13 protein-coding genes are annotated in these 19,350 nt (G+C 60.4%); 6 read left to right on the top strand and 7 right to left on the bottom strand.

Annotated elements, in window-relative coordinates:
• Positions 1 to 12: 12 nt before the first annotated feature.
• The 4 genes from NKL06_RS10055 to NKL06_RS10040 form a co-directional block, all read right to left on the bottom strand.
• The gene (locus NKL06_RS10055; protein ID WP_023692493.1) at positions 13 to 2,223 is read right to left on the bottom strand and encodes a xanthine dehydrogenase family protein molybdopterin-binding subunit; all 2,211 of its coding nucleotides are present in this window, start codon (positions 2,221 to 2,223) and stop codon (positions 13 to 15) included.
• Positions 2,224 to 2,226: 3 nt separating this feature from the next.
• A complete protein-coding gene (locus NKL06_RS10050) occupies positions 2,227 to 2,685 on the bottom strand; it encodes a (2Fe-2S)-binding protein (protein ID WP_023692492.1) in 459 nt (152 codons plus the stop codon).
• Between the two features lie 1,171 nt (positions 2,686 to 3,856).
• Entirely contained in the window at positions 3,857 to 4,759 is a 903-nt protein-coding gene (locus NKL06_RS10045) for a dihydrodipicolinate synthase family protein (protein WP_023692490.1), read from the bottom strand.
• Positions 4,760 to 4,811: 52 nt separating this feature from the next.
• A complete protein-coding gene (locus tag NKL06_RS10040; RefSeq protein WP_023692489.1) occupies positions 4,812 to 6,044 on the bottom strand; it encodes a trans-sulfuration enzyme family protein in 1,233 nt (410 codons plus the stop codon).
• A gap of 83 nt (positions 6,045 to 6,127) precedes the next feature.
• Here NKL06_RS10040 and pdxR point away from each other — a divergent pair, with 83 nt between their 5' ends.
• The 4 genes from pdxR to NKL06_RS10020 all read left to right on the top strand — a co-directional run bounded on the left by pdxR (position 6,128) and on the right by NKL06_RS10020 (position 11,681).
• A complete protein-coding gene (gene pdxR / locus NKL06_RS10035; RefSeq protein WP_023692488.1) occupies positions 6,128 to 7,624 on the top strand; it encodes a MocR-like pyridoxine biosynthesis transcription factor PdxR in 1,497 nt (498 codons plus the stop codon).
• 160 nt (positions 7,625 to 7,784) lie between these two features.
• Positions 7,785 to 8,276, top strand: a complete 492-nt coding sequence (locus NKL06_RS10030) for an MOSC domain-containing protein (RefSeq protein WP_023692487.1) — start codon at positions 7,785 to 7,787, stop codon at positions 8,274 to 8,276.
• A gap of 6 nt (positions 8,277 to 8,282) precedes the next feature.
• Positions 8,283 to 9,233 (top strand): PDR/VanB family oxidoreductase, encoded by a 951-nt coding sequence (locus NKL06_RS10025; RefSeq protein ID WP_023692486.1) that lies wholly within the window; start codon positions 8,283 to 8,285, stop codon positions 9,231 to 9,233.
• 51 nt (positions 9,234 to 9,284) lie between these two features.
• Complete coding sequence (locus tag NKL06_RS10020; protein ID WP_023692485.1) at positions 9,285 to 11,681, top strand: transketolase; 2,397 nt, start codon at positions 9,285 to 9,287, stop codon at positions 11,679 to 11,681.
• 163 nt (positions 11,682 to 11,844) lie between these two features.
• Here NKL06_RS10020 and NKL06_RS10015 read toward each other — a convergent pair whose 3' ends face one another.
• From NKL06_RS10015 to gmd, 3 genes are all read right to left on the bottom strand, one after another.
• On the bottom strand, positions 11,845 to 13,266 hold the full coding sequence (locus NKL06_RS10015; RefSeq protein ID WP_023692484.1) for a phosphomannomutase: 1,422 nt from the start codon (positions 13,264 to 13,266) through the stop codon (positions 11,845 to 11,847).
• Between the two features lie 351 nt (positions 13,267 to 13,617).
• Positions 13,618 to 14,562 carry a GDP-L-fucose synthase gene (gene fcl, locus NKL06_RS10010; RefSeq protein WP_023692483.1) on the bottom strand — a complete coding sequence of 315 codons (945 nt, stop codon included), beginning with the start codon at positions 14,560 to 14,562 and terminating at the stop codon, positions 13,618 to 13,620.
• Positions 14,562 to 15,632 (bottom strand): GDP-mannose 4,6-dehydratase, encoded by a 1,071-nt coding sequence (gene gmd / locus NKL06_RS10005; RefSeq protein ID WP_023692482.1) that lies wholly within the window; start codon positions 15,630 to 15,632, stop codon positions 14,562 to 14,564. Before gmd ends, fcl begins: the two co-directional genes overlap by 1 nt.
• Before the next feature lie 972 nt (positions 15,633 to 16,604).
• On the opposite strand from gmd, the gene NKL06_RS10000 reads away from it, so the two are divergent.
• Positions 16,605 to 17,591 carry a nodulation protein NodZ gene (locus NKL06_RS10000; RefSeq protein WP_023692480.1) on the top strand — a complete coding sequence of 329 codons (987 nt, stop codon included), beginning with the start codon at positions 16,605 to 16,607 and terminating at the stop codon, positions 17,589 to 17,591.
• A gap of 239 nt (positions 17,592 to 17,830) precedes the next feature.
• Positions 17,831 to 19,246, top strand: a complete 1,416-nt coding sequence (locus tag NKL06_RS09995; protein ID WP_023692479.1) for a mannose-1-phosphate guanylyltransferase/mannose-6-phosphate isomerase — start codon at positions 17,831 to 17,833, stop codon at positions 19,244 to 19,246.
• The last annotated feature ends 104 nt before the right edge of the window (positions 19,247 to 19,350 follow it).

Genomic DNA, 19,350 nt, shown 5'->3' with positions numbered 1-19,350 from the left:
ATCGCGGCTGTTTCATGGTGTCATTCCTGACATGTTCTTTATAATCGGCAGCTTGCGGATAGTCTTGCCCGTCGCCGCCCGTAGCGCGTTGGCGACGGCCGGGCCGATCGGCGGCACACCTGGCTCACCAACTCCCGTGGGCGGCTCCTCGGAGGGCACAATGTGCACCTCGACTCGCGGCATCTGCTCGATCCTGAGCGGTGTATAGGTATCGTAGTTCTCTTGGTCTACGACACCGCCCTTCAGGGTCAGCTCCTCCTGGAGGATCGCGCCTAGCCCGAAGCCGATACCGCCCTCCATCTGAGCGCGAATCTGGTCAGGATTTATCGCGGTGCCGCAATCTACCGCGCAGACGACGCGGTCGACCTTGAAACCATTTTCATCGTTGAGGGTGATCTCCACCACATCGGCGACATAGGTCGAGAGGCTTTCATGCAGGGCCACGCCGCGGAAACGGCCTTCCGGCAGAGGCTTGTCCCAGCCTGCCTTCTCAGCAGCCACTTTAAGCACGGCGGCATGCCGTGGATGGTGACCGAGCATTGACAAGCGGAAGTCGACCGGATCACGGTTCGCAGCGGCGGCGAGCTCATCGATCAGGGTTTCCACCGCGTAAGCGGTGTGGGTGGAGCCTACCGAACGCCACCACAGCACCGGGATGTTCACGTCCGTGGTGGTCAGCTCGACCTTCAGGTTCGGGATCGCATAGGGCAGGTTGGTGGCGCCCTCTACGGAGGTTGGATCGATGCCGTTCTTGATCATCGCCGCAGAGGTCGAACCGCCCAAGACCGATTGGCCCACGATGTGGTCATGGAGAGCGACGACATTGCCTTTCTTGTCGAGCCCCGCCTTGACTGCGTGCACATAGGCCGGCCGGTACCGCCCACCCCGCATGTCATTCTCGCGGGTCCACTGCACCTTCACTGGCTTGCCGCGTCCCAGTGCACGCGCTGTGGAAACAGCTTCGATAATGACATCTGCATCCAAGACGGCGCGGCGGCCGAAACTGCCGCCGGTCTTCATCACGTGCAGCCTCACCTTGTCCGGCGTGGTGTCGCCTACCTGAGCGGCAGCCGCCTGATAAAGGTCGGGCATCTGGTGTCCGCCCCAGACGTCGATGGTGCCGTCTTCGTTGATTCGGGCGGCCGCGTTGAGTGGCTCGATCGAAGCATGGACAAGATAGGGGAATTCGTAGTGCCCCTCGATGATTTTCTCAGCACTGGCGAACGCTGCGGGAGTGTTACCGTCGTCGCGCGCGGTGGCCGCGCCCAGATCGTCTGCTGCCTTGTTGTATTCGGCCATGATCTCGGCCGTGCCGCGCCCTTCGGCCTTCTCCTCGTTCCAGGTCACCTCCACGAGGTCGCGGCCCTTGAGCGCCGTCCAGGTGTCCCTGCCAACCACGGCAATGCCTCGCGGCGTCTGGACGACATCGACAATGCCGTCGAGTGCCTTGGCCTTGGTTGCGTCGAAGCTCTCGATCTCGGCGCCGAACTTCGGCGGATGGATCATAACGGCCGTCTGGAGTCCCTCCATCATGAGGTCGATCGTGTAGGTCTGCGCGCCGTTGGTCTTGCCGGCGGAATCGTAGCGCTTGAGGCTGTCCGATCCGATCTGGGCCCACTTGTCGCGCGGCTTTAGCGGCACGTCGTCGGGAACCGGCATTCCCGCTGCGGCTTCAGCCAGGTCACCGTAGCGCGCCTGCATCCCTGAGGCGTGCGACACGACCCCGGAAGCGACTTTGATCTCGCCGGCTGGCACATCCCACCGCTGCGCCGCGGCCGCCACCAGCAAGGCCCGTGCGGCAGCACCCGCCTTGCGGTAGCGTTCCCACGACGAACTCATCGACGTGGAGCCACCAGTTGCCTGTGCGGCCCCGCCCCAGGCGAGATTGCCGTAGAGCGCGGTATTGCCATATCCGCCGACCACGTCCACCTGCGCCCAGTCGCCGTCGAGCTCTTCCATAACCAGGGTGGCGATGCCGAAATAGGAGCCTTGTCCCATCTCGAACTGCGAGGAGTAGATGATGATTCGGTTCTCCTTTGTGATCTCGACATAGGTCTGGAAGGGGTTCGCCTGAACCTTTGCAGTAGTCGTTTGTGCGATGTCGGACGCCGCCAGCACTAGCCGGTAGCCCACGGCGAGGCCAGCGGTGGTGACGCCCGCGCCGACGAGGAACCGGCGGCGCGTGGGCCGCACGGAGTTATGCTTCGAGAGAAACTGCGACATGCCTCAAGTCTCCAGCCGGTTGGCGGTCTCGTGGATGGCCGCGCGGATGCGATGATAGGTGGCGCAGCGGCAGAGATTGCCGCTCATCGCCGAATCAATATCATCGTCCGACGGCTTAGGCGTCTCTGTAAGGAGGGCCACGGCCGACATGATCTGGCCAGACTGGCAATAGCCGCATTGAGGTACGTCGAACTCGGCCCACACGGCCTGGACCGTTTCGCCTATCTTGCCCGACACACCCTCAATGGTGATGATCGAGGCTCCTTCGATGTCGCCGACTGCGGTCTGGCACGAGCGCGTCGGCATGCCGTTAACGTGAACCGTGCAAGCGCCGCACTGGGCAAGCCCGCAACCGAATTTCGTTCCCGTGAGTCCGATGACGTCACGGACCGCCCAGAGCAGCGGCATCTCTGGATCGACGTCGAGTGTTCGCACCTCGCCATTGAGGGTAAAAGCGACCATTGCTTGCTCTCCTTGTCCTGAGCTGGCTATCTCGTTGAGCCTCCGCCCGCCTGGCAACCGAGCTCTTGTTGCTGAGGCCTAGCCGACCACACCCTAGGAACGCGCAGCTCAAGCAACAAGCCGCTAGGTTGGCGAGTTACGAGATCGTGAAGTGGGTCGTGTCGAAGGCTGGAGGCAACTGAATGTCATTTTTTGGGCGGACAGGCCGCTTTAGGCTGGGTTACACGAGACTGGACATTCGGGTCGTCGCGAACATCGACCGCTGGTCGGCCGCGTCCGGCAGGGCCCTGATTGGCTACACGAAATGAAATGGGACGACTATCGATGGGGGCCTACCTCGACCCGCAACCTCCACGACTGGACCCTCAGGTTTCCGGCTATCGTCCCGGGCGGTGGCCGAGCTCGGCGCCTCGGACGCGATAATAGACGGTGATGCGTTCGTCGTTGACCAGAAGGCTTGTCGCGCATTCCCAGTCTTCAGCGGGCTCTTGGCCGCGGCGGGAGACGTCAGGACCATGCTTGCCGGCTTCGACCCGCTCAAGATCGACGGCGAGGGTCTTCGCGATCGGCCACTCGTCGATCGGCGCAAACCGCTAGTTAACCTGCTGAGACGCCGCCAAACGGCATCGTTCTGAGCGACGAGATCAGCGGCGGCAGCGACATTCTCGCGCAAGTCTCCCAGTTCGGCCTCGACGGCATCTTCTCCAAGCTGCGTGTCAGTCCATATCGATCCGGCCGGCGCCAAGAATGGGTGAGACAAAATGCGTGCTGAGTGATGAGTTCATCGTCATCGGCTGCGAACCCGGCAACAGTTACGGCGGTCGGGAAGCGTGCTCTGGCGAATGTCGAGGACGGAAATCTGGTGTTCGCCGGCGGCATTGGCACCGGCTTCAATGCGCGCACCGGGCCGGAAGTAAAGCGCCGGCTCGATGCCATTCCAATGGATAAACCACCGATTCCTAGTTTGAAGGCGAACGGTGCGGCATGGGCGGAGTGCCCTGCGCAGTCTGTACCTCCGCAGTCGATTGTCGAGTTCGAAGGGGGTGTGATTGGCGTCGAGACCGCTCCAGCCATGGCTATCAGCACGCCGAGTGCGTTGTTTTCGATCAGTTCTCGAAATGAGCGGGTAATACATGACACTTCCTTTCACTTGCCGAACGGGGTTTGCTGTTCACCGGCTGGCATCCGATGGCAAGCGTTCCAACGCGGCGGCGATCTGGCGCTTCGCTGCTGGGGGCAGAGGCAGGATGGGACGCGGGGGGTCGGCGCGGCAAATGTCGAGCAATTCAGCGAGTGCATAGACGACGCGAAGGCTCGAGAACTCCTTGAAGAGGCTCCAGATCGGGACCAGCGCGGCATCGATCCGTCGCGCTTCGGCCGCATCGCCCTGTTGCGCCGCTGTGAGGATCGTCATGCAGACCTCGGGCAGGATGCCCGCGAGGACGCTGTACCATGTGTCGGCGCCGGCGATCATGGCCTCGGCGGCGTTCCAGTCGCCGCTGTAGCCAATCGAGAACCCTTCCGGCAGTGTGCGCCTCTGGGCGGTCAGGTGGTTCTTGATCGCATCGCTTTTGTCTGTCGGATTCTTGATGGCGACAATCCCAGCCACCTTTGCCAGGCGGCTGACAAGGGGTGGACTGAAATGGAAATGCGTCGTTCCTGGATTGTCGTAGACGACGATCGGCAGGCCACTTTCGCGCGCCACAGTGGAGAAATGTTCGAACACCTCGTCATCAGTAAGCGGGGTGTAGGAGGCGGCGGCAAGCAAACCCGCGGCAGCTCCAAGGGCCTTGGCGTCCTGCGCGAGCCTCACGGCTTCGTCGGTGCGCAGCGCGCCTATACCCACCACGACCGGCATTCGCCCTGCGATTTCGTCCAAGGTCTCGGCGAGCGCCCGCCGCCGTTGCTCCCGCGACAGATACATGTATGTGCCGGTGCTGCCGAGAAGACCGATTGAATGGACCTGAGCGGCGCCAAGCCGAGAAATCAGCTTGCGCAGACCAACGCTATCGACACGGCCGTCACGATCGGTCGGCGTAATGGGGAACGCGGAAAGACCGCTCAGGAATGCCATGGCAAGGCTCCAGGTTCATGCGTGAGCGCAAGGGTGGCCACACGACAGGTCATCATAAGCCGTCCAGACCCCGCCGCAGGTCTGCGATGAGGTCATCGGCGTCTTCAAGACCCACCGAGAGACGCATGAGGTCCTCGCCCACTCCATCGGCCAAATGGGCATCCTTGCGGATCGGCTGCCGAGCACGGGTGAGGCTTGCTGGATGATAGATAAGGCTGTCGGCATCGCCGAGGCTGACGGCGCGAGTGATCAGGTTGAGCCGGTCCATCATCAGGCGCGCTCCTTCGTATCCAGCGTGGAGGCCAAAGGCCAACATGCCCGATCCGTTGGACATCTGTTTTCGCGCCGTCACCTGATCAGGGTGCGAGTCGAGGAAGGGATAACTCACAAATGCCACTGCCGGGTGCGCTTCCAGCGCCCGAGCCACCGCAAGGGCCGTGGCGCTGTGCCGTTCCATGCGCAGCGTCAGCGTCTTCAGACCGCGCAGGATCAGGAAAGCTGACATGGGCGAGAGCGCTGCGCCGGTGATGTAGCGCAGGCCGGTTTCATGCAGCGTGCGGAGCGTTTGCGCGTCGCCGAGAAGCGCTCCGCCAAGGGCATCGCCATGACCATTGATGTACTTGGTCAGCGAGTGGAGCACGATGTCCGCCCCGTGCTCAAGCGGTCGCTGGAGCGCGGGCGAGGCGAAGGTGCTGTCGACTGCAACCCTTACACCGCGCTCGTGAGCGCGCTCGGCAATTGCCGCGATGTCGAGGATGCGGCTCAGCGGATTGACCGGCGTCTCGAAGAAAACCAGCCGCGTCCGCTCGGTGATCGCGGCATCGAGATTTTGGGGATCGGACAGATCGACCGCGACGACCTTGATGCCGAAGCGGGGGACCGCCTGTTCGACCATGGCAAGCGTGTTCGCATAAAGCGTCTTGTGGACGATGAGTTCATCGCCTTGGGACAGGAGCGACAGGATCAGCGTGCCGAAGGCCGCCATCCCCGAGGCAACAACCAGCCCCGCCTCGGCTCCTTCCAGATTGGCGAGCCGCTGCTCGAGGATCTCGGTCGTCGGATTGTATTCGCGCGCATAGAGCCGTCCACCAAGAGCGGCGGCGGCCTCGTTTGCTGCCACGCTTTCGAACCCATAGGTTGACGTCAGGAACACTGGCGGCTGGACGGCATTGGAAAAGCCGGCCGGATCGTAGCCATGATGGATCGCCCGGGTGGCAAATCCGGGGCTGGTGCGGTTGAGAGACCCCGTTGGAGCATCGGTTTCGGATTGATATTTGCGGGTCATTCGGCCTCTGAGATCTTTCTTGGGCTCCGAAAACATTGACGGCAAACTGGCCGATGTGAAATATCCAGTTGGCGATGAAAGAGATGGTCCAGTCTTCAAGTGCCGGGTCTGCAGCGCGCTCGCACGCGATGGGTGCACGCCAGATATACGAAGCCCTTCGCGAGCAAATCCTCGGCGGCGTCTACGAAACCGGCAGTCAGTTGCCATCCTCCCGGGCCCTGGCAAATGACCTCGGCGTTTCGCGAACCACGGTAACGGTCGCCTATGAGCAACTGGCTGCGGAAGGTTTCATCGAAGCCCGTCAAGGCGCGCGACCTCGCGTTGCGTCTTCGTTGATTGGCCATGAGACGGGCCGCACTCACGCGAAACGGGTCGGCCCAATCCACCTGTCCGCATATGGCGAGCGGCTGCGCGCGACGTCACCCTGGCCAGATTATCTGCCGACTGGGCTGAAGGTCGAGTTCCGCTATGGGGACCTGGCACCGTCGGATTTCCCATCGTTGGTCTGGAAACGCGCGATGAACGAGGCGATGGGGCAGCGCCCGCTGCGTCTTGCCTATGACGATCCTCGCGGCTCGCGCCGGCTCCGCCAGGCGCTTCAGGGATATCTCTGGCGCGCCCGGACCCTGAGCTGCGACCTCGACCAGATCATCATCGTCAGCGGTTCGCAGCAGGGCCTTGATCTGTGCGCGCGCCTGCTTCTCGATCCCGCCGACCGCTTCGTCATCGAGGATCCGTGCTACAGGATGGCGCGTCAGGTCTTTGCCAGTACGGGTGCCTCACCCATCCCGGTCATCGTCGACGAAGACGGGATGAAGACCGAGTTGCTGGCGGGGATCGGGGCACGACTGGCTTATGTCACGCCATCGCATCAGTTTCCGCTGGGTGGCGTTATGCCTATTGCGCGCCGCCACCAACTCTTGGAATGGGCGCGGCACAACAACGCCTATGTGATCGAGGACGACTACGACAGCGAATATCGCTACGACATCAATCCGGTTCCACCGCTGCACAGTCTCGAGGACCACGGGGCTGTCATCTATCTCGGCACGATATCCAAGACGCTCTCGCCAATGCTGCGCATCGGCTACCTCGTCGTCCCACCCGAATTGCAGGAGGTCTTCGCAAACGCCAAACAATTCGCAGACCGGCATTCGCCGGTCGCTGAACAGGAAGCGCTGGCATCTTTGATCGAGAGCGGCGGCTACGAAAGCCATGTGCGCCGTGTGCGCAGGCTGAACGGCGAGCGTCGGGAAATGTTGTTGGATGCCTTGCAGCACAGCTTCGGGGATCGCATCACTGTCCAGGGAGCTGATGCGGGACTGCACGTCGCGATTTGGTTCAATGACCTGCCACGATCGCGGGAAACGGCCTTGGTCGAATCCGCCCGCGACGCTGGCCTGGGGCTACACCTGATCTCGCCGCTCTACGAACGGCCATCGAACGAAGGCCGCACCGATCGCGTCGGACTTGTCATGGGCTATGCCGCCTTGAGCATTCGGCAGATCGGGAAGGGCGTTGAGGTCCTGCGAGAGGTTGTCAAGCAGGTGCAAGACGCGATGCCGGTGCGGAACAACTGAGACGGGGGACGTCAAAAGCTGGCGCTGCAAGCAATCCTAAGGCCCACCCGCATTTCGTGGCAAAGCCAACTGGACTGGGAAAACGCCATGCAACTGGTGCTGTTGATCAGGCCAGTTTGGCGGCAGATTTTGGTGCGAGACGAATTTCCGAGAGCGATGCATGATCTGGCAAGGAAAGCTGCTTCACGTCCATATCGCGCCCGCTGCCTCCTATGAAATGGAGGAGCTGGCGCAGGCGCAGCTTATTGCCGGCCAAGGCATTGTCGGAGACCGCTACTACCTGGGGACGGGGACCTATTCGGCGCGTCCTGACGTTCGGGAGGTGACACTGATCGAAGCTGAAGTTCTGGACGCCATCGCGAAGGGCGAGCCCGGGATTCCGGGCTTCAAGGCCAAGCTCGCACCCGAAGATCACCGGCGCAATCTGACGACACGAGGCGTTCCGCTTGGCCATCTTGTCGGCAAACGCTTCCGGGTCGGGGAAACGATCCTCAGAGCCGCCCGGATGAATGTGCCGTGCAAGTATATCGAGGAGTTGCTGGGGCTTCCGGGTCTCTACGAGGGGCTTCTGAACCGCTCCGGCCTGAACTGCACAATCGAGGTCGGGGGCGTGATCCGCCCCGGTGATCTGATCTTGCCCATCGACGAGTGAAACGCCATGGCCTCGCCGCGTATTATCATGAAGCTGACCGTGACCGCTGTCCGCAAGGAGCCGGGCGACGTGCTGGTCATCGACCTGAAACGCCCACGCAAACCTGTGCTGCCGGCGTTCGAAGCGGGTTCTCACGTTGATGTCCATCTTCCCGAAGGAAAGGTACGTCAGTATTCACTTTGCGGCGACCCGACCGAGCTCAGCTGCTACACCATCGCGGTGAAGCGCGAGAATGACGGCCGTGGCGGCTCGGCGTGGATCCACGAAACCATTGTCGTCGGCTCCACACTGCCTGTCTCCACGCCACGCAACCATTTTGCTCTCAAGCCAGGCGAGGGGCCGACTTTGCTGCTGGCAGGGGGGATCGGGATCACCCCGGTTCTGGCCATGGCGCGCGCGCTCGCCCGGCAGGCCAAGCCCTTCGAGTTGCACTATTTCACCCGCGGCCGGGCGCTCACGCCACTCTTGGAGGTAATCGAGGACGATCTTCCTGGCGATAATGTTCGGTTCCATTTCGACGACGAGCCGGCGACCCGCCAGGACATCGCCGCGCTGCTGGCGAACCGTTCGGCCGAGGCTCAGGTTTACTATTGCGGGCCGCCCGGATTCATGGCCGCCGTGGGGCGGGCGGCTGAACCCTGGCCCGAGGGCACGGTTCATTTCGAAACTTTCCAGCCTCCCGAGTTTGATGGCGCGCCACCGGAACCATTCGTCATAGAACTCCGTGCGGGCAGGGTGGTTGAGGTTTCGGCTGAGACCACGGCACTGGCCGCCTTGCGTGCGGCCGGTGTGCCGTTGATGGCCTCGTGTGAGAACGGGGTGTGCGGGACCTGCGAATGCGCAATGCTGGCGGGACAGCCGATCCATCGGGATGCCGTCCTGTCCAAAGAGGCACGCGGCCACCGCTTCATCCCCTGCGTGTCGCGCGCGACAGGTGTGTTGAAGCTCGATCTTTGACCATTTGGGCGGGGGTCCTGTGAGACCGGCAGCTGATTTGCGGGAAACTGAATGACGAGGAAACTGGAATATCTGAACGAGATCGAGCGCTGCGTCTCCTGGCTCGCAGCCTGGACGATCCACCACGCCAACCACCTCCGCGAGGGCGATGAGATCAAGGTCGGGGGGCATCAGGCCTCGTCCGCGTCGCTGAGCACCATCATGACCGCGCTCTACGGTTCGGTCCTGCGCCCGCAGGATCGGGTGGCGGTCAAACCCCACGCGGCGCCGATCTTCCATGCACTTCAGTATCTGGCGGGCAACCAGACCCATGAAAAGCTCATGAACTTCCGCGGCTACAAGGGCGCGCAGAGCTATCCTTCGCGGACGAAGGATGTCGACGATGTCGACTTCTCGACCGGGTCGGTGGGTCTCGGCGTTGCTCAGACGCTGTTCTCGTCGCTGGTGCAGGACTACGTCTCGGGTCACGGCTGGATGAAGGAGCGTTCCGAGGGCCGAATGGTCAGCCTGATCGGCGACGCCGAGATGGATGAGGGCAACATCTACGAGGCCCTGATCGAAGGCTGGAAGCACGGGCTCAGGAACTGCTGGTGGGTGGTCGACTACAATCGCCAGTCGCTCGACGCCGTGATCCGGGAGGGCCTCTGGCAGCGGTTCGAGCAGATTTTTCGCAACTTCGGCTGGGACGTGATGGTCCTGCGCCACGGCGCTCTGCAAGAGGCTGCCTTTGCCGAGCCGGGGGGCGAGAAGCTGCTCGAGTGGATAGAGCGCTGTCCGAACCAGCTCTATTCGGCGCTGACCTTCCAAGGGGGGGCTGCCTGGCGCAAGCGGCTGCTCGACGAGATCGGAGACCAAGGGCCGGTCACCACTCTGATCGAAAGCCGCTCCGACGACGAGTTGCAGGCGTTGATGACGAACCTTGGCGGGCATGACATGCCGAGCCTCCTCGAAGCCTTCGAGGCGGCGTCCAGGCATGACCGTCCCGTCTGCTTCATCTGTTACACCATCAAGGGCTACGGTCTGCCGCTTGCCGGACACAAGGACAACCACGCGGGGCAGATGACGCCCACGCAGATGGAAGACTACCGCCTGCAGATGGGCGTAAAGCGGGGTGAGGAGTGGGACAAATGGGCGGCCGCCACCTTGCCGGAAGCGGAACTTGACGCCTTCTTCGCAAAAGCGCCGTTCTTCAGTGAGGGGCGTAGGAGGCTGTCTGCGCCTTCGGTGCCGGTGCCCGAAACCCTTCCGTCACCGGGGCAGCCCGGCAAGCCGCTCTCGACCCAGATGGGCTTCGGCCAGATCCTGAACGACATCGCACGCGAGCGCAGTCTGCTTGCCGACCGCATTGTGACCACCTCGCCCGATGTGACGGTCTCGACCAATCTCGGTGGCTGGGTCAACCGGCGCGGCCTTTTCGCCAGGGAGACCATGGCGGACACCTTCAAGGCCGAACGCATTCCGTCGACCTTTACCTGGGAATTTGGGCCGAAGGGGCAGCACCTCGAGCTCGGTATCGCCGAGTCGAACCTGATGATCATGCTCGGGGCGCTCGGTCTCTCGCACTCGATCAATGGCGTGCGTCTGCTGCCGATCGGGACAGTCTATGATCCCTTCATCTACCGATCGGCCGACCAGCTAAACTACGCCTGCTATCAGGATGCGCGCTTCATGCTGGTCGCAACGCCCTCGGGCGTGACGCTGGCGCCCGAGGGCGGGGCACACCAGTCGATCGGCACCCCATTGATCGGCATGGCGCAGGATGGGCTTTGCGCCTTCGAACCGGCCTTCGTCGACGAACTGTCCGTGATCATGCGCTTTGCCTTCGATTACATGCAACGTAATGGCGAGGGGGATCCGGATGAGACGACGTGGCTGCGTGATCAGACCGGAGGATCGGTCTATCTTCGCCTGTCAACCCGGCCGCTCGAGCAGCCGCTGCGCGACATGAACCCGGCGCTCGCGCGGGACATCGTCAATGGCGCCTATTGGCTGCGTCCGCCCGGGCCGAACGCGAGTGTCGTCATTGCTTATCAAGGCGTTGTCGCGCCGGAGGCGATTGCCGCGACGGGTCTTCTGGCGGAGGACCGGCGCGATGTCGGGCTGCTCGCGATCACCTCCGCGGACCGGCTTAATGCGGGCTGGCAGGCGGCGGAACGAGCCCGGCAGCGTGGCGCGATTGGCGCCCTGAGTCATATCGAGCGGCTGCTCACGCCGCTATCGCGTGACTGCGGCATCGTCACCGTGATCGACGGCCACCCGGCGACGCTCGCGTGGCTCGGTGGGGTTCACGGGCATCGCGTGAAGGCGCTCGGGGTCGAGCAGTTCGGCCAGACGGGGACTATTGCGGACCTCTACCGTCACCACGGCCTGGACACCAACGCCATCGTACATGCGGCACAGGCGGTGAGTGCGGGACCGGCTGTTCGCTACCGGAAGGCGCTGCCTTGACCATGAGCTACCGGACGGGCAGTGGCCGGTACGGATCGGCTGTTTCCACGGGCGTTCCGGTTCGCTTCAAAGCGGACAGGGCCAGGGACACTGTGGACGTTCTGATCGCGCTAGAGTAGCTCGTGCGACCCCCAGGGTCGCCTGGAATGGAGGCGGCTTTTATTTAGCCTTGCGTCCAATTACGAATTCGATCCAATCCAGTCCGGAGCAAAAGCTCCGCGTCCTCCCGATTTTCGGCTTCGACGTAGCACCGCATTTCCGGGGCATTTCCGGATGGACGCAAATGCAAGACACGGTTATCCGCGAGAGTGATACGAAGTCCGTCAACATCGCTAACCTTGCTTACCACTCCAATCGACCCGACGAAGGCGGCGATGTTAGTTTCCGCTGTACGAAGGTATGTCATGAGGCGAGTGCTGCTTTCGACGGAAAAATTTTCCAAGCGATCCGCCGCCGCTGCCGGCAATTGAAAGGAACTGCCAATCTCCGACAGTGGCTGCCCACTTGTACTAACAAGGGAAAGTGCCGCAAGGATGGGGAGAAAACTGTCGCGTGTAGGGAGCGCTGGCAGTTTAGTTCCGTTCGGGTCAAAGTCCGTGCCGGTCAACAAACCACCGTTTGCTTCGAAACCAACCACGCGCTCGTGACCCGACGCAACCAAATCGAGCATGGCAGCAATAACAAATGGCGATCCAACCTTAGTACGCACGACTTTAAAAGAACCTGCGGTCTCGATACCAGAGTTTGATGTGACCGGCGTGACGACTGCGTTCGCTTGCAGGAAGTTCGCCGTAATCAGGCCTAACAAATCACCGCGAAGGGGGTCTCCGTGGTCGTCAGCTACCAGTGGGCGGTCACCATCGCCATCTGCCGAGACGACCGCATCAAGCCGATGCTCTTTGGCCCAGAGCTTGAACTGTTGAGCAGTCTCGTCAGAGACCGCTTCAGTGTCGACAGGAATGAAACCTTCCGAACGTCCCAGGGTTACGACCGTCGCACAGTGATATGAGAGAATGTCAACCAAGAGATCGCGCGCGACTGTGCTGTGCTGATATACGCCCACCGTTAAGCCCTTTAGAGCATTAATCTCCATAAGCTTTCGATTGCGCGCCATGAAAAAGGCCTTGCATTCGGCCTCCCGGTGCTGCCGACGTGCAACAGCACCTTCAAGGACGTATCCGCGCTTCTCCAACTGCAAGGCGATGCGCGTTATCTCCCGCTCATCACCCTTGTCGATCTCACCGTCGGGTCGATAGAATTTTATTCCATTACGGTCGGCCGGAATGTGCGAGCCTGTGATCATCAAACAACCACTCTTACGCGCCTGAGCATACAGTGCCAGGGCAGGGGTGGGGACTGCGCCGCAATCGACTACGATGAAGCCGAGCGCAGACAGTGCCGCCGCACAGACGGCGGCGATGGCCGGACTCGAGGCGCGAAAGTCGCGCCCTATGAGTATCTCGTCGCCAATTCTGGCCAGGCCGGATTCCAGCAGGAATGTCGCGAATGCCGTTGCATATAGGGCAGAGGCGGCTCCTGCCAATTCTGTCGCCAGGCCCCGTAATCCACTTGTTCCGAATTTCATACCAAATCCGACGTTGCTAACCGGGTTTTGAAGGTAACATGCTCAAACTTTGGCTCGTCCGGAATGCCCATCGACAGATCCCTCGGACGAGAACAAGAGTACATTCGGTTACCGTAGACGCGTTCGGTTCTCGACGGTTACCCTTGTGAGGATTGACGCAGTCGGCGTCGGCGTGGGCAGCGCACCGTGACCTTCACGGCGACGAGGTTGGAGCGGATGGGGTCCGGGTCCGGCAGGGCTCCTCGCGGCTGGCTCACATGAGCGCTATCGCCATCGAGTGATTGTCTCAGTCTACATTAGCTCTGGGTCCCGAAAGCGCGTACAGGCCTGAGACGCAGCAAATCCTCTTATCTATCGCCGTTCGGTGTAGCTCCCGTTCAGAAATGCATGATAGACACTCTCGATGCCTTCCATGAGAGTGATCTTTGCTGCCCATCCCAAAGTGCGCAGCTTGTCGACGCTCATCAGCTTTCGCGGTGTACCGTCAGGTCTAGAGTGATCATGCGCGATCTCCCCGGTAAATCCGACTACACGGCAGATCATTCTAGTCAGCTCTAGGATCGTGATGTCCTGTCCGCAGCCGAGATTGACGTGATCATGGTCAGAGTAGTTCTTCAGAAGGAAGACTAATGCGTCGGCGCAGTCGTCGACGTGCATGAATTCCCGACGTGGTGTGCCCGTGCCCCAGATGGTGATTTGCTTATCACTTATGAGCTTAGCTTCATGCGCTTTCCGGATCAGCGCTGGGATGACGTGGCTTGACTGCAAGTCATAATTGTCGCCTGGTCCGTAGAGATTCGTCGGCATAGCGGAGATGTAGTCGCGGCCATATTGCTGGCGATAGGCTTGAGCCATTTTGATGCCGGTGATCTTGGCGACGGCGTAGCATTCGTTGGTGCGCTCTAGTGGCCCGGTCAAAAGCGCGCTTTCAGGAATGGACTGTGGTGCCATCTTCGGATAGATGCAAGACGAGCCGAGGAAGAGGACGCGGTCGACATTGTTTTCGTGGGCTGCCGCGAAGATATTGGCCTGGATCATCAGATTGTCGTAAAGAAAGTCGACCGGATAGGTGGCGTTCGCGAGAATACCACCTACCTTTGCCGCCGCCATAATGATAGCGTCCGGTTTCATCACTGCCACGAAGTTTTCAACCTCGGTCTGTCGCTTGAGATCTAGCTCTCCCCGAGGGGCGGCCACAACTTTGCAGTCTTCAGACGCGAGTCGGCGTACAACAGCGCTGCCCACCATACCTTTGTGGCCAGCGACCCACACGGTTTTTCCGTTCAGATCATACATTACGCTTCCTTCATGACTACAGATGTCTGCATGACCTTCAGGTCTTCGCGTACCATTTCCGCAGCAAGCTCGCGCACGGATGTCTCATGCACCCAGCCGAGCTTCTCCTTCGCCTTGGTAGCGTCACCCAGGAGAAGATCGACTTCCGTGGGGCGGAAGTAGCGTGGGTCCACTTGGACTAGGCATCTGCCGCTCGCTACATCATAGCCCTTTTCGCCGACACCCTTGCCACGCCATTCGATCTCGACGCCGATATCTTCGAAAGCCCACTCGACGAATTGGCGGACAGGAGTCGTTTTGCCCGTAGCCAGCACGTAATCATCCGGTTGATCCTGCTGTATCATCATCCACATACCTCGCACGTACTCACGCGCATGGCCCCAATCGCGTTGAGCATCGAGATTGCCGAGATAAAGCTTGTCCTGCTTGCCCAGGTAGATAGCAGCGGCAGCGCGGCTGATCTTGCGCGTCACAAAAGTTTCGCCACGAAGGGGGCTTTCGTGATTAAAAAGAATGCCGTTGGAAGCGTGCATACCATAGCCCTCGCGATAATTGACGACCATCCAGTAGGCGTAGAGCTTGGCGGCGGCGTAAGGGCTGCGCGGATAAAAGGGCGTCGTTTCGTTCTGCGGTACGGACTGCACGAGGCCGTATAGCTCCGAAGTCGAGGCTTGATAGAAGCGGGTCTTGTCCGTCAGACCGAGGAGGCGAATCGCCTCAAGAAGTCGCAATGTACCGATACCGTCCGCGTTTGCTGTGTACTCAGGTGTTTCGAACGACACCTGCACATGGCTCTGAGCAGCCAAGTTGTAAATTTCGTCTGGCTGAGATTCCTGAACCACGCGGATGAGGTTAGTCGAATCAGTGAGGTCACCGTAATGCAAGATCAGGCGCGGATCGGATTCGTGCGGGTCTTGGTAGAGGTCTTCGATACGACCCGTGTTGAAGGAGGAGGAACGTCGCTTAATCCCATGAACGATGTAGCCTTTTTTGAGAAGAAGACGGGCAAGATAGGCACCATCCTGTCCAGTTATGCCCGTAATAAGAGCAACTTTCCTGCTATCGCCCATTCTATTCCTGCTCTATTAAAGTTTAAAGTTTCGGCTCCGGCTCGCCACGCCGACACAATGTGCGGCCAGCCCCGTGCGCTATGGAGCACTTCGACAGATGCGGCGCGAAGCTCGTCATTGACAGTCCGCCAGCCGAGCACACCTCTTGCTTGGAGTCACAGCAAAATAGAGTTGCGCCGCTAACCGTCGGCTTCGTACATGCGGTCTGAGTGCCGCTCAGCTCACGCCGTGAGCGACATGTACTCCCAGCACCTTGCCGCTGATTTGCTCATCCATCAGCGAGTGAGGACGCCTTTCTTTCTTGCTTCAGCGTCTTCTAATGGGAATTGTTTGGATCAGTGAAATCGATTGTTTGGATAAAGTGCATCCACAGAATGGATGGTCTGACCGAGCAGCGGGGGCGCATCGCCGGCCCGGAGTCGTAGGCGCGAGCTTCCGTTCGGGGCGAGGACAAAGTTCGTGGCCGCGAGCCCTCACCACAGCATCCGGCACAGGTCGTGCAGAACTTTGGGAGCAGACTGCAGATTCTGTCGATCAGCTGGTTCCAGGCGCGTCGAGCTGTCGACCTCATCTCGCCCGGTACAGGTTGCGTATGCAGCCTTGCACCCTTGGCGTATGGCGTCGACGGAACGATTTGCTCCGGCAGGCAGTGTCGCAACGTTCCCCGGCTGTTTCGGCTCTATTGGCCGGGCCCGCGTCAGCCGAGCCCCTTCATCATGGCATCCAACGCATGGATGGCCGGCATCCACTCAATAGATTTTACATATGCCGCGGAGGCCCAGTAGAGAAGGCTGAACCGAAGCGAGGGCATCGGCTTCAAGCTGTGCGAGCGTCACGGGATTAGTGGGCAGTGCTGAGTGAGCTCTTCTGCCCTATGGCCCGGCCTCTGCCAAGCGCCCGGCGTCAGGGTCTACGTGTCGACTAAGGATTCCAAACCGGATGCAACCTCCTCTCTGAACGAGATTTCCGAAAATGCATGTTAGTGGAGTGGAAAAGCGCCGGTTCGTCATCTCTCGGAGGCGTACGGGGTTCGGTGATTGTCTGTGGTCGTTGGCGGCCGCTTGGCGCTACGCGCAGCGGTCGGGACGAACTCTAGTCATCGACTGGCGGGGGGCCTGCTACCTCGACCAACCCTTCACAAATGCGTTTCCGGTGTTCTTCCAGCCGATCAATGACATCGCTGGCGTGCCGGCTATTTCCGACGACCGGGTCAACGACGTTTCCTTCCCTGGTCCATTCTTCCCGGAGTGGTGGAACAGGCCGGCGATCGAGTGCCTTTACCGGCCAGATGAGCAGATTTTCCAAGAGCGCGATGAGTTGGGCGAGCTCTTTCAGGCCGAACACGATGTCGAAGCGAACACAGTAGTGTGTGACGCTTGTCTGATGTGGCGGTGCGATGAGGATGCAGAGCGGCAGGTGTTCCAGAGTGTCCAGCCTCGGCCAGAAATTCAAGGCCGCATAGATGCCATTTATCAGGAATGTTTTGAGGGGCACAGCATCATCGGGATTCATGTTCGGCACGGTAACGGTGAAGACATCATGGAGCATGCGCCCTACTGGGCCGATCCGGAGCTCGCCGTTCGGCAAGTGTGCGCTGCAATTGACAAGGCTAAGGCGTTACCGCACCCCAGGCCTGTGCGGCTGTTCTTATGCACGGACAGCGCGCGGATACTGGATCTTCTGTCGGCCAGGTTTCCCGATCTGCTCACTGTCCCGAAGCACTTCGGATCCAATCAAGGTGGCCCCTTACACACTGCAGCACTCGGGATTGACGGCGGAATTTCCGCCCTCGTTGAGATGTATCTTCTCGGGCGCTGCGATACCGTAATTCGGTTTCCCCCGACGAGCGCCTTTACACGATATGCACGTCTATTCGCACCACGGGTAATTGAATTCGATCTGAAGGAGCCAAGTCGTTTGACTTTGATAGAAGACAGCCAAGTCTCTGATCTCAGTTAAGACCCGCCACCTGCGCAATTCGGCAGAGGCAACCAACAGGCATAGTTGAATGCGCATTTCTCACCGACGCCAGTGGAGGCGTCGTACATTACCGATAGCGTCGTCATCTGACGCCGCCTGCAACGCACCAGAACTTCGCTGTTACGCGGGGCCGCAGACAAGCCAGAGCGACGGCGATCGTGACGCTGACGCTCGAAACAACGCGGGCGATCACTCCAGAGACGAGATTGAGGTTGGTTATGAAAGTCATTCCCGTGATCATCAGCGGCGGAGCCGGATCGCGGCTATGGCCCGCCTCAAGGCAATCGCACCCCAAACCTTTCCTCAAAGTAGCGGATGGATATTCTCTCATTCAGCACACTGTGCTGCGCGTCGCTTCGATAGAAGGTGTCGTGGAACTCGTCGCTGTGACATCCGGGGAACACCTCTTCCTGACCAAGGACGAATTTGACGAACTGGATTCCGTGGTCCTGCCACGCACCTTTCTGCTCGAGCCCGAACCTCGGGATACGGCCGCCGCCGTGGCTGCAGCCGCGATCCATGCGAGGGCAACGCAAGGCCCTGACGCGATCCTGTGCGTCTTCCCGGCCGATCACCTGATTGGCAACCTGCCTGCGTTTCTAGACGTCATGGGCCTGGCCATGGAACATGCGAAGCTCGGGCGGATCGCCACATTGGGCATCACCCCAACCAGACCGGACACAGCATTCGGCTACATCGAAGCAGATGGTGAGAACGTCGTCCGTTTCGTTGAAAAACCGGATCTGGATACAGCCAAAGCCTATGTCGCGTCTCAACGCTTCTTCTGGAACGCCGGCATCTTCTGCTTCAGTGCGCAAACCATGCTCGACGAGATGGTTTTGCATTGTCCCGAGGTGCTCCAGGCCGTCGCCGACAGCTACGAGAACGGCCGCGCCAGTCAATGCCAAGGCTTTGCCAAAATCGAACTCGCGCCTGAGCATTTCGGTTCCGCGCCGCGAATTTCGCTCGACCACGCTGTCATGGAGAAGACTAACAGACTTGCCGTGATTCCCTGCCACATGGATTGGAGCGACATCGGATCTTGGAACGCAATGGCCGATTTGATCGCCCCCGACGAAAGCGGGAACAGGATACGCGGCGATGTGCACATGGTCGACACGACCGGCACCTATGTGAGCTCCGACAAGCGCGTCATCGGCACGGTGGGCGTAAGCGATCTGGTGATCGTGGATTCCCCGGACGCTTTGCTTGTCACATCCCGCGACCGCGTTCAGGACGTTAAGAAGCTCTTCGAGGGCCTCAAGGCTTCCGGACATGAAGCTCATCTGGTCCATAGCACGGTACACCGGCCCTGGGGTACCTATACGGTTCTGGAGGAAGGCGAGCGCTTCAAGATCAAACGCATCGAGGTGAAGCCCGGTCGCCAGTTGAGCCTGCAGATGCACTATCATCGTTCGGAGCACTGGGTCGTGGTCAGCGGCTCCGCTAAAATCGTCAATGGCGAGCAGGAGTTGTTCCTGGGGACAAACGAATCTACTTACATCCCCTGCGGCCATAAGCATCGGCTCGAGAACCCAGGCAGAATTGACCTGGTTATCATTGAAGTGCAGAGCGGCGATTATCTCGCCGAGGATGATATCGTTCGCTTCGACGACGAATATGGTCGAACGTAGATAACAGTACAAAAAACGTTAAACGGCGAGCAGTCGCTCAAGGATCTCTGTCGTGGGTTCTGGGCCTGACATGGGCAAGCAGCGGGCCGAGCGTGTCATAGTAT

Source organism: Mesorhizobium sp. C268A (genome assembly GCF_040324475.1).
Lineage (GTDB): Bacteria > Pseudomonadota > Alphaproteobacteria > Rhizobiales > Rhizobiaceae > Mesorhizobium.
Note: the sequence above shows the minus strand (reverse complement) of the source record. Positions and strands in the feature narration are given on the sequence as shown.

Excerpts from the sequence above, each read along its gene's own strand:
- NKL06_RS10045 (WP_023692490.1), bottom strand. The coding sequence starts at position 4,759 with ATGGCATTCCTGAGCGGTCTTTCCGCGTTCCCCATTACGCCGACCGAT.
- NKL06_RS10025 (WP_023692486.1), top strand. The coding sequence starts at position 8,283 with ATGGCCTCGCCGCGTATTATCATGAAGCTGACCGTGACCGCTGTCCGC.
- pdxR (WP_023692488.1), top strand. The coding sequence starts at position 6,128 with ATGGTCCAGTCTTCAAGTGCCGGGTCTGCAGCGCGCTCGCACGCGATG.
- NKL06_RS10000 (WP_023692480.1), top strand. The coding sequence starts at position 16,605 with ATGCATGTTAGTGGAGTGGAAAAGCGCCGGTTCGTCATCTCTCGGAGG.
- gmd (WP_023692482.1), bottom strand. The coding sequence starts at position 15,632 with ATGGGCGATAGCAGGAAAGTTGCTCTTATTACGGGCATAACTGGACAG.
- NKL06_RS10030 (WP_023692487.1), top strand. The coding sequence starts at position 7,785 with ATGATCTGGCAAGGAAAGCTGCTTCACGTCCATATCGCGCCCGCTGCC.
- NKL06_RS10055 (WP_023692493.1), bottom strand. The coding sequence starts at position 2,223 with ATGTCGCAGTTTCTCTCGAAGCATAACTCCGTGCGGCCCACGCGCCGC.
- NKL06_RS10040 (WP_023692489.1), bottom strand. The coding sequence starts at position 6,044 with ATGACCCGCAAATATCAATCCGAAACCGATGCTCCAACGGGGTCTCTC.
- fcl (WP_023692483.1), bottom strand. The coding sequence starts at position 14,562 with ATGTATGATCTGAACGGAAAAACCGTGTGGGTCGCTGGCCACAAAGGT.
- NKL06_RS09995 (WP_023692479.1), top strand. The coding sequence starts at position 17,831 with ATGAAAGTCATTCCCGTGATCATCAGCGGCGGAGCCGGATCGCGGCTA.
- NKL06_RS10020 (WP_023692485.1), top strand. The coding sequence starts at position 9,285 with ATGACGAGGAAACTGGAATATCTGAACGAGATCGAGCGCTGCGTCTCC.
- NKL06_RS10050 (WP_023692492.1), bottom strand. The coding sequence starts at position 2,685 with ATGGTCGCTTTTACCCTCAATGGCGAGGTGCGAACACTCGACGTCGAT.
- NKL06_RS10015 (WP_023692484.1), bottom strand. The coding sequence starts at position 13,266 with ATGAAATTCGGAACAAGTGGATTACGGGGCCTGGCGACAGAATTGGCA.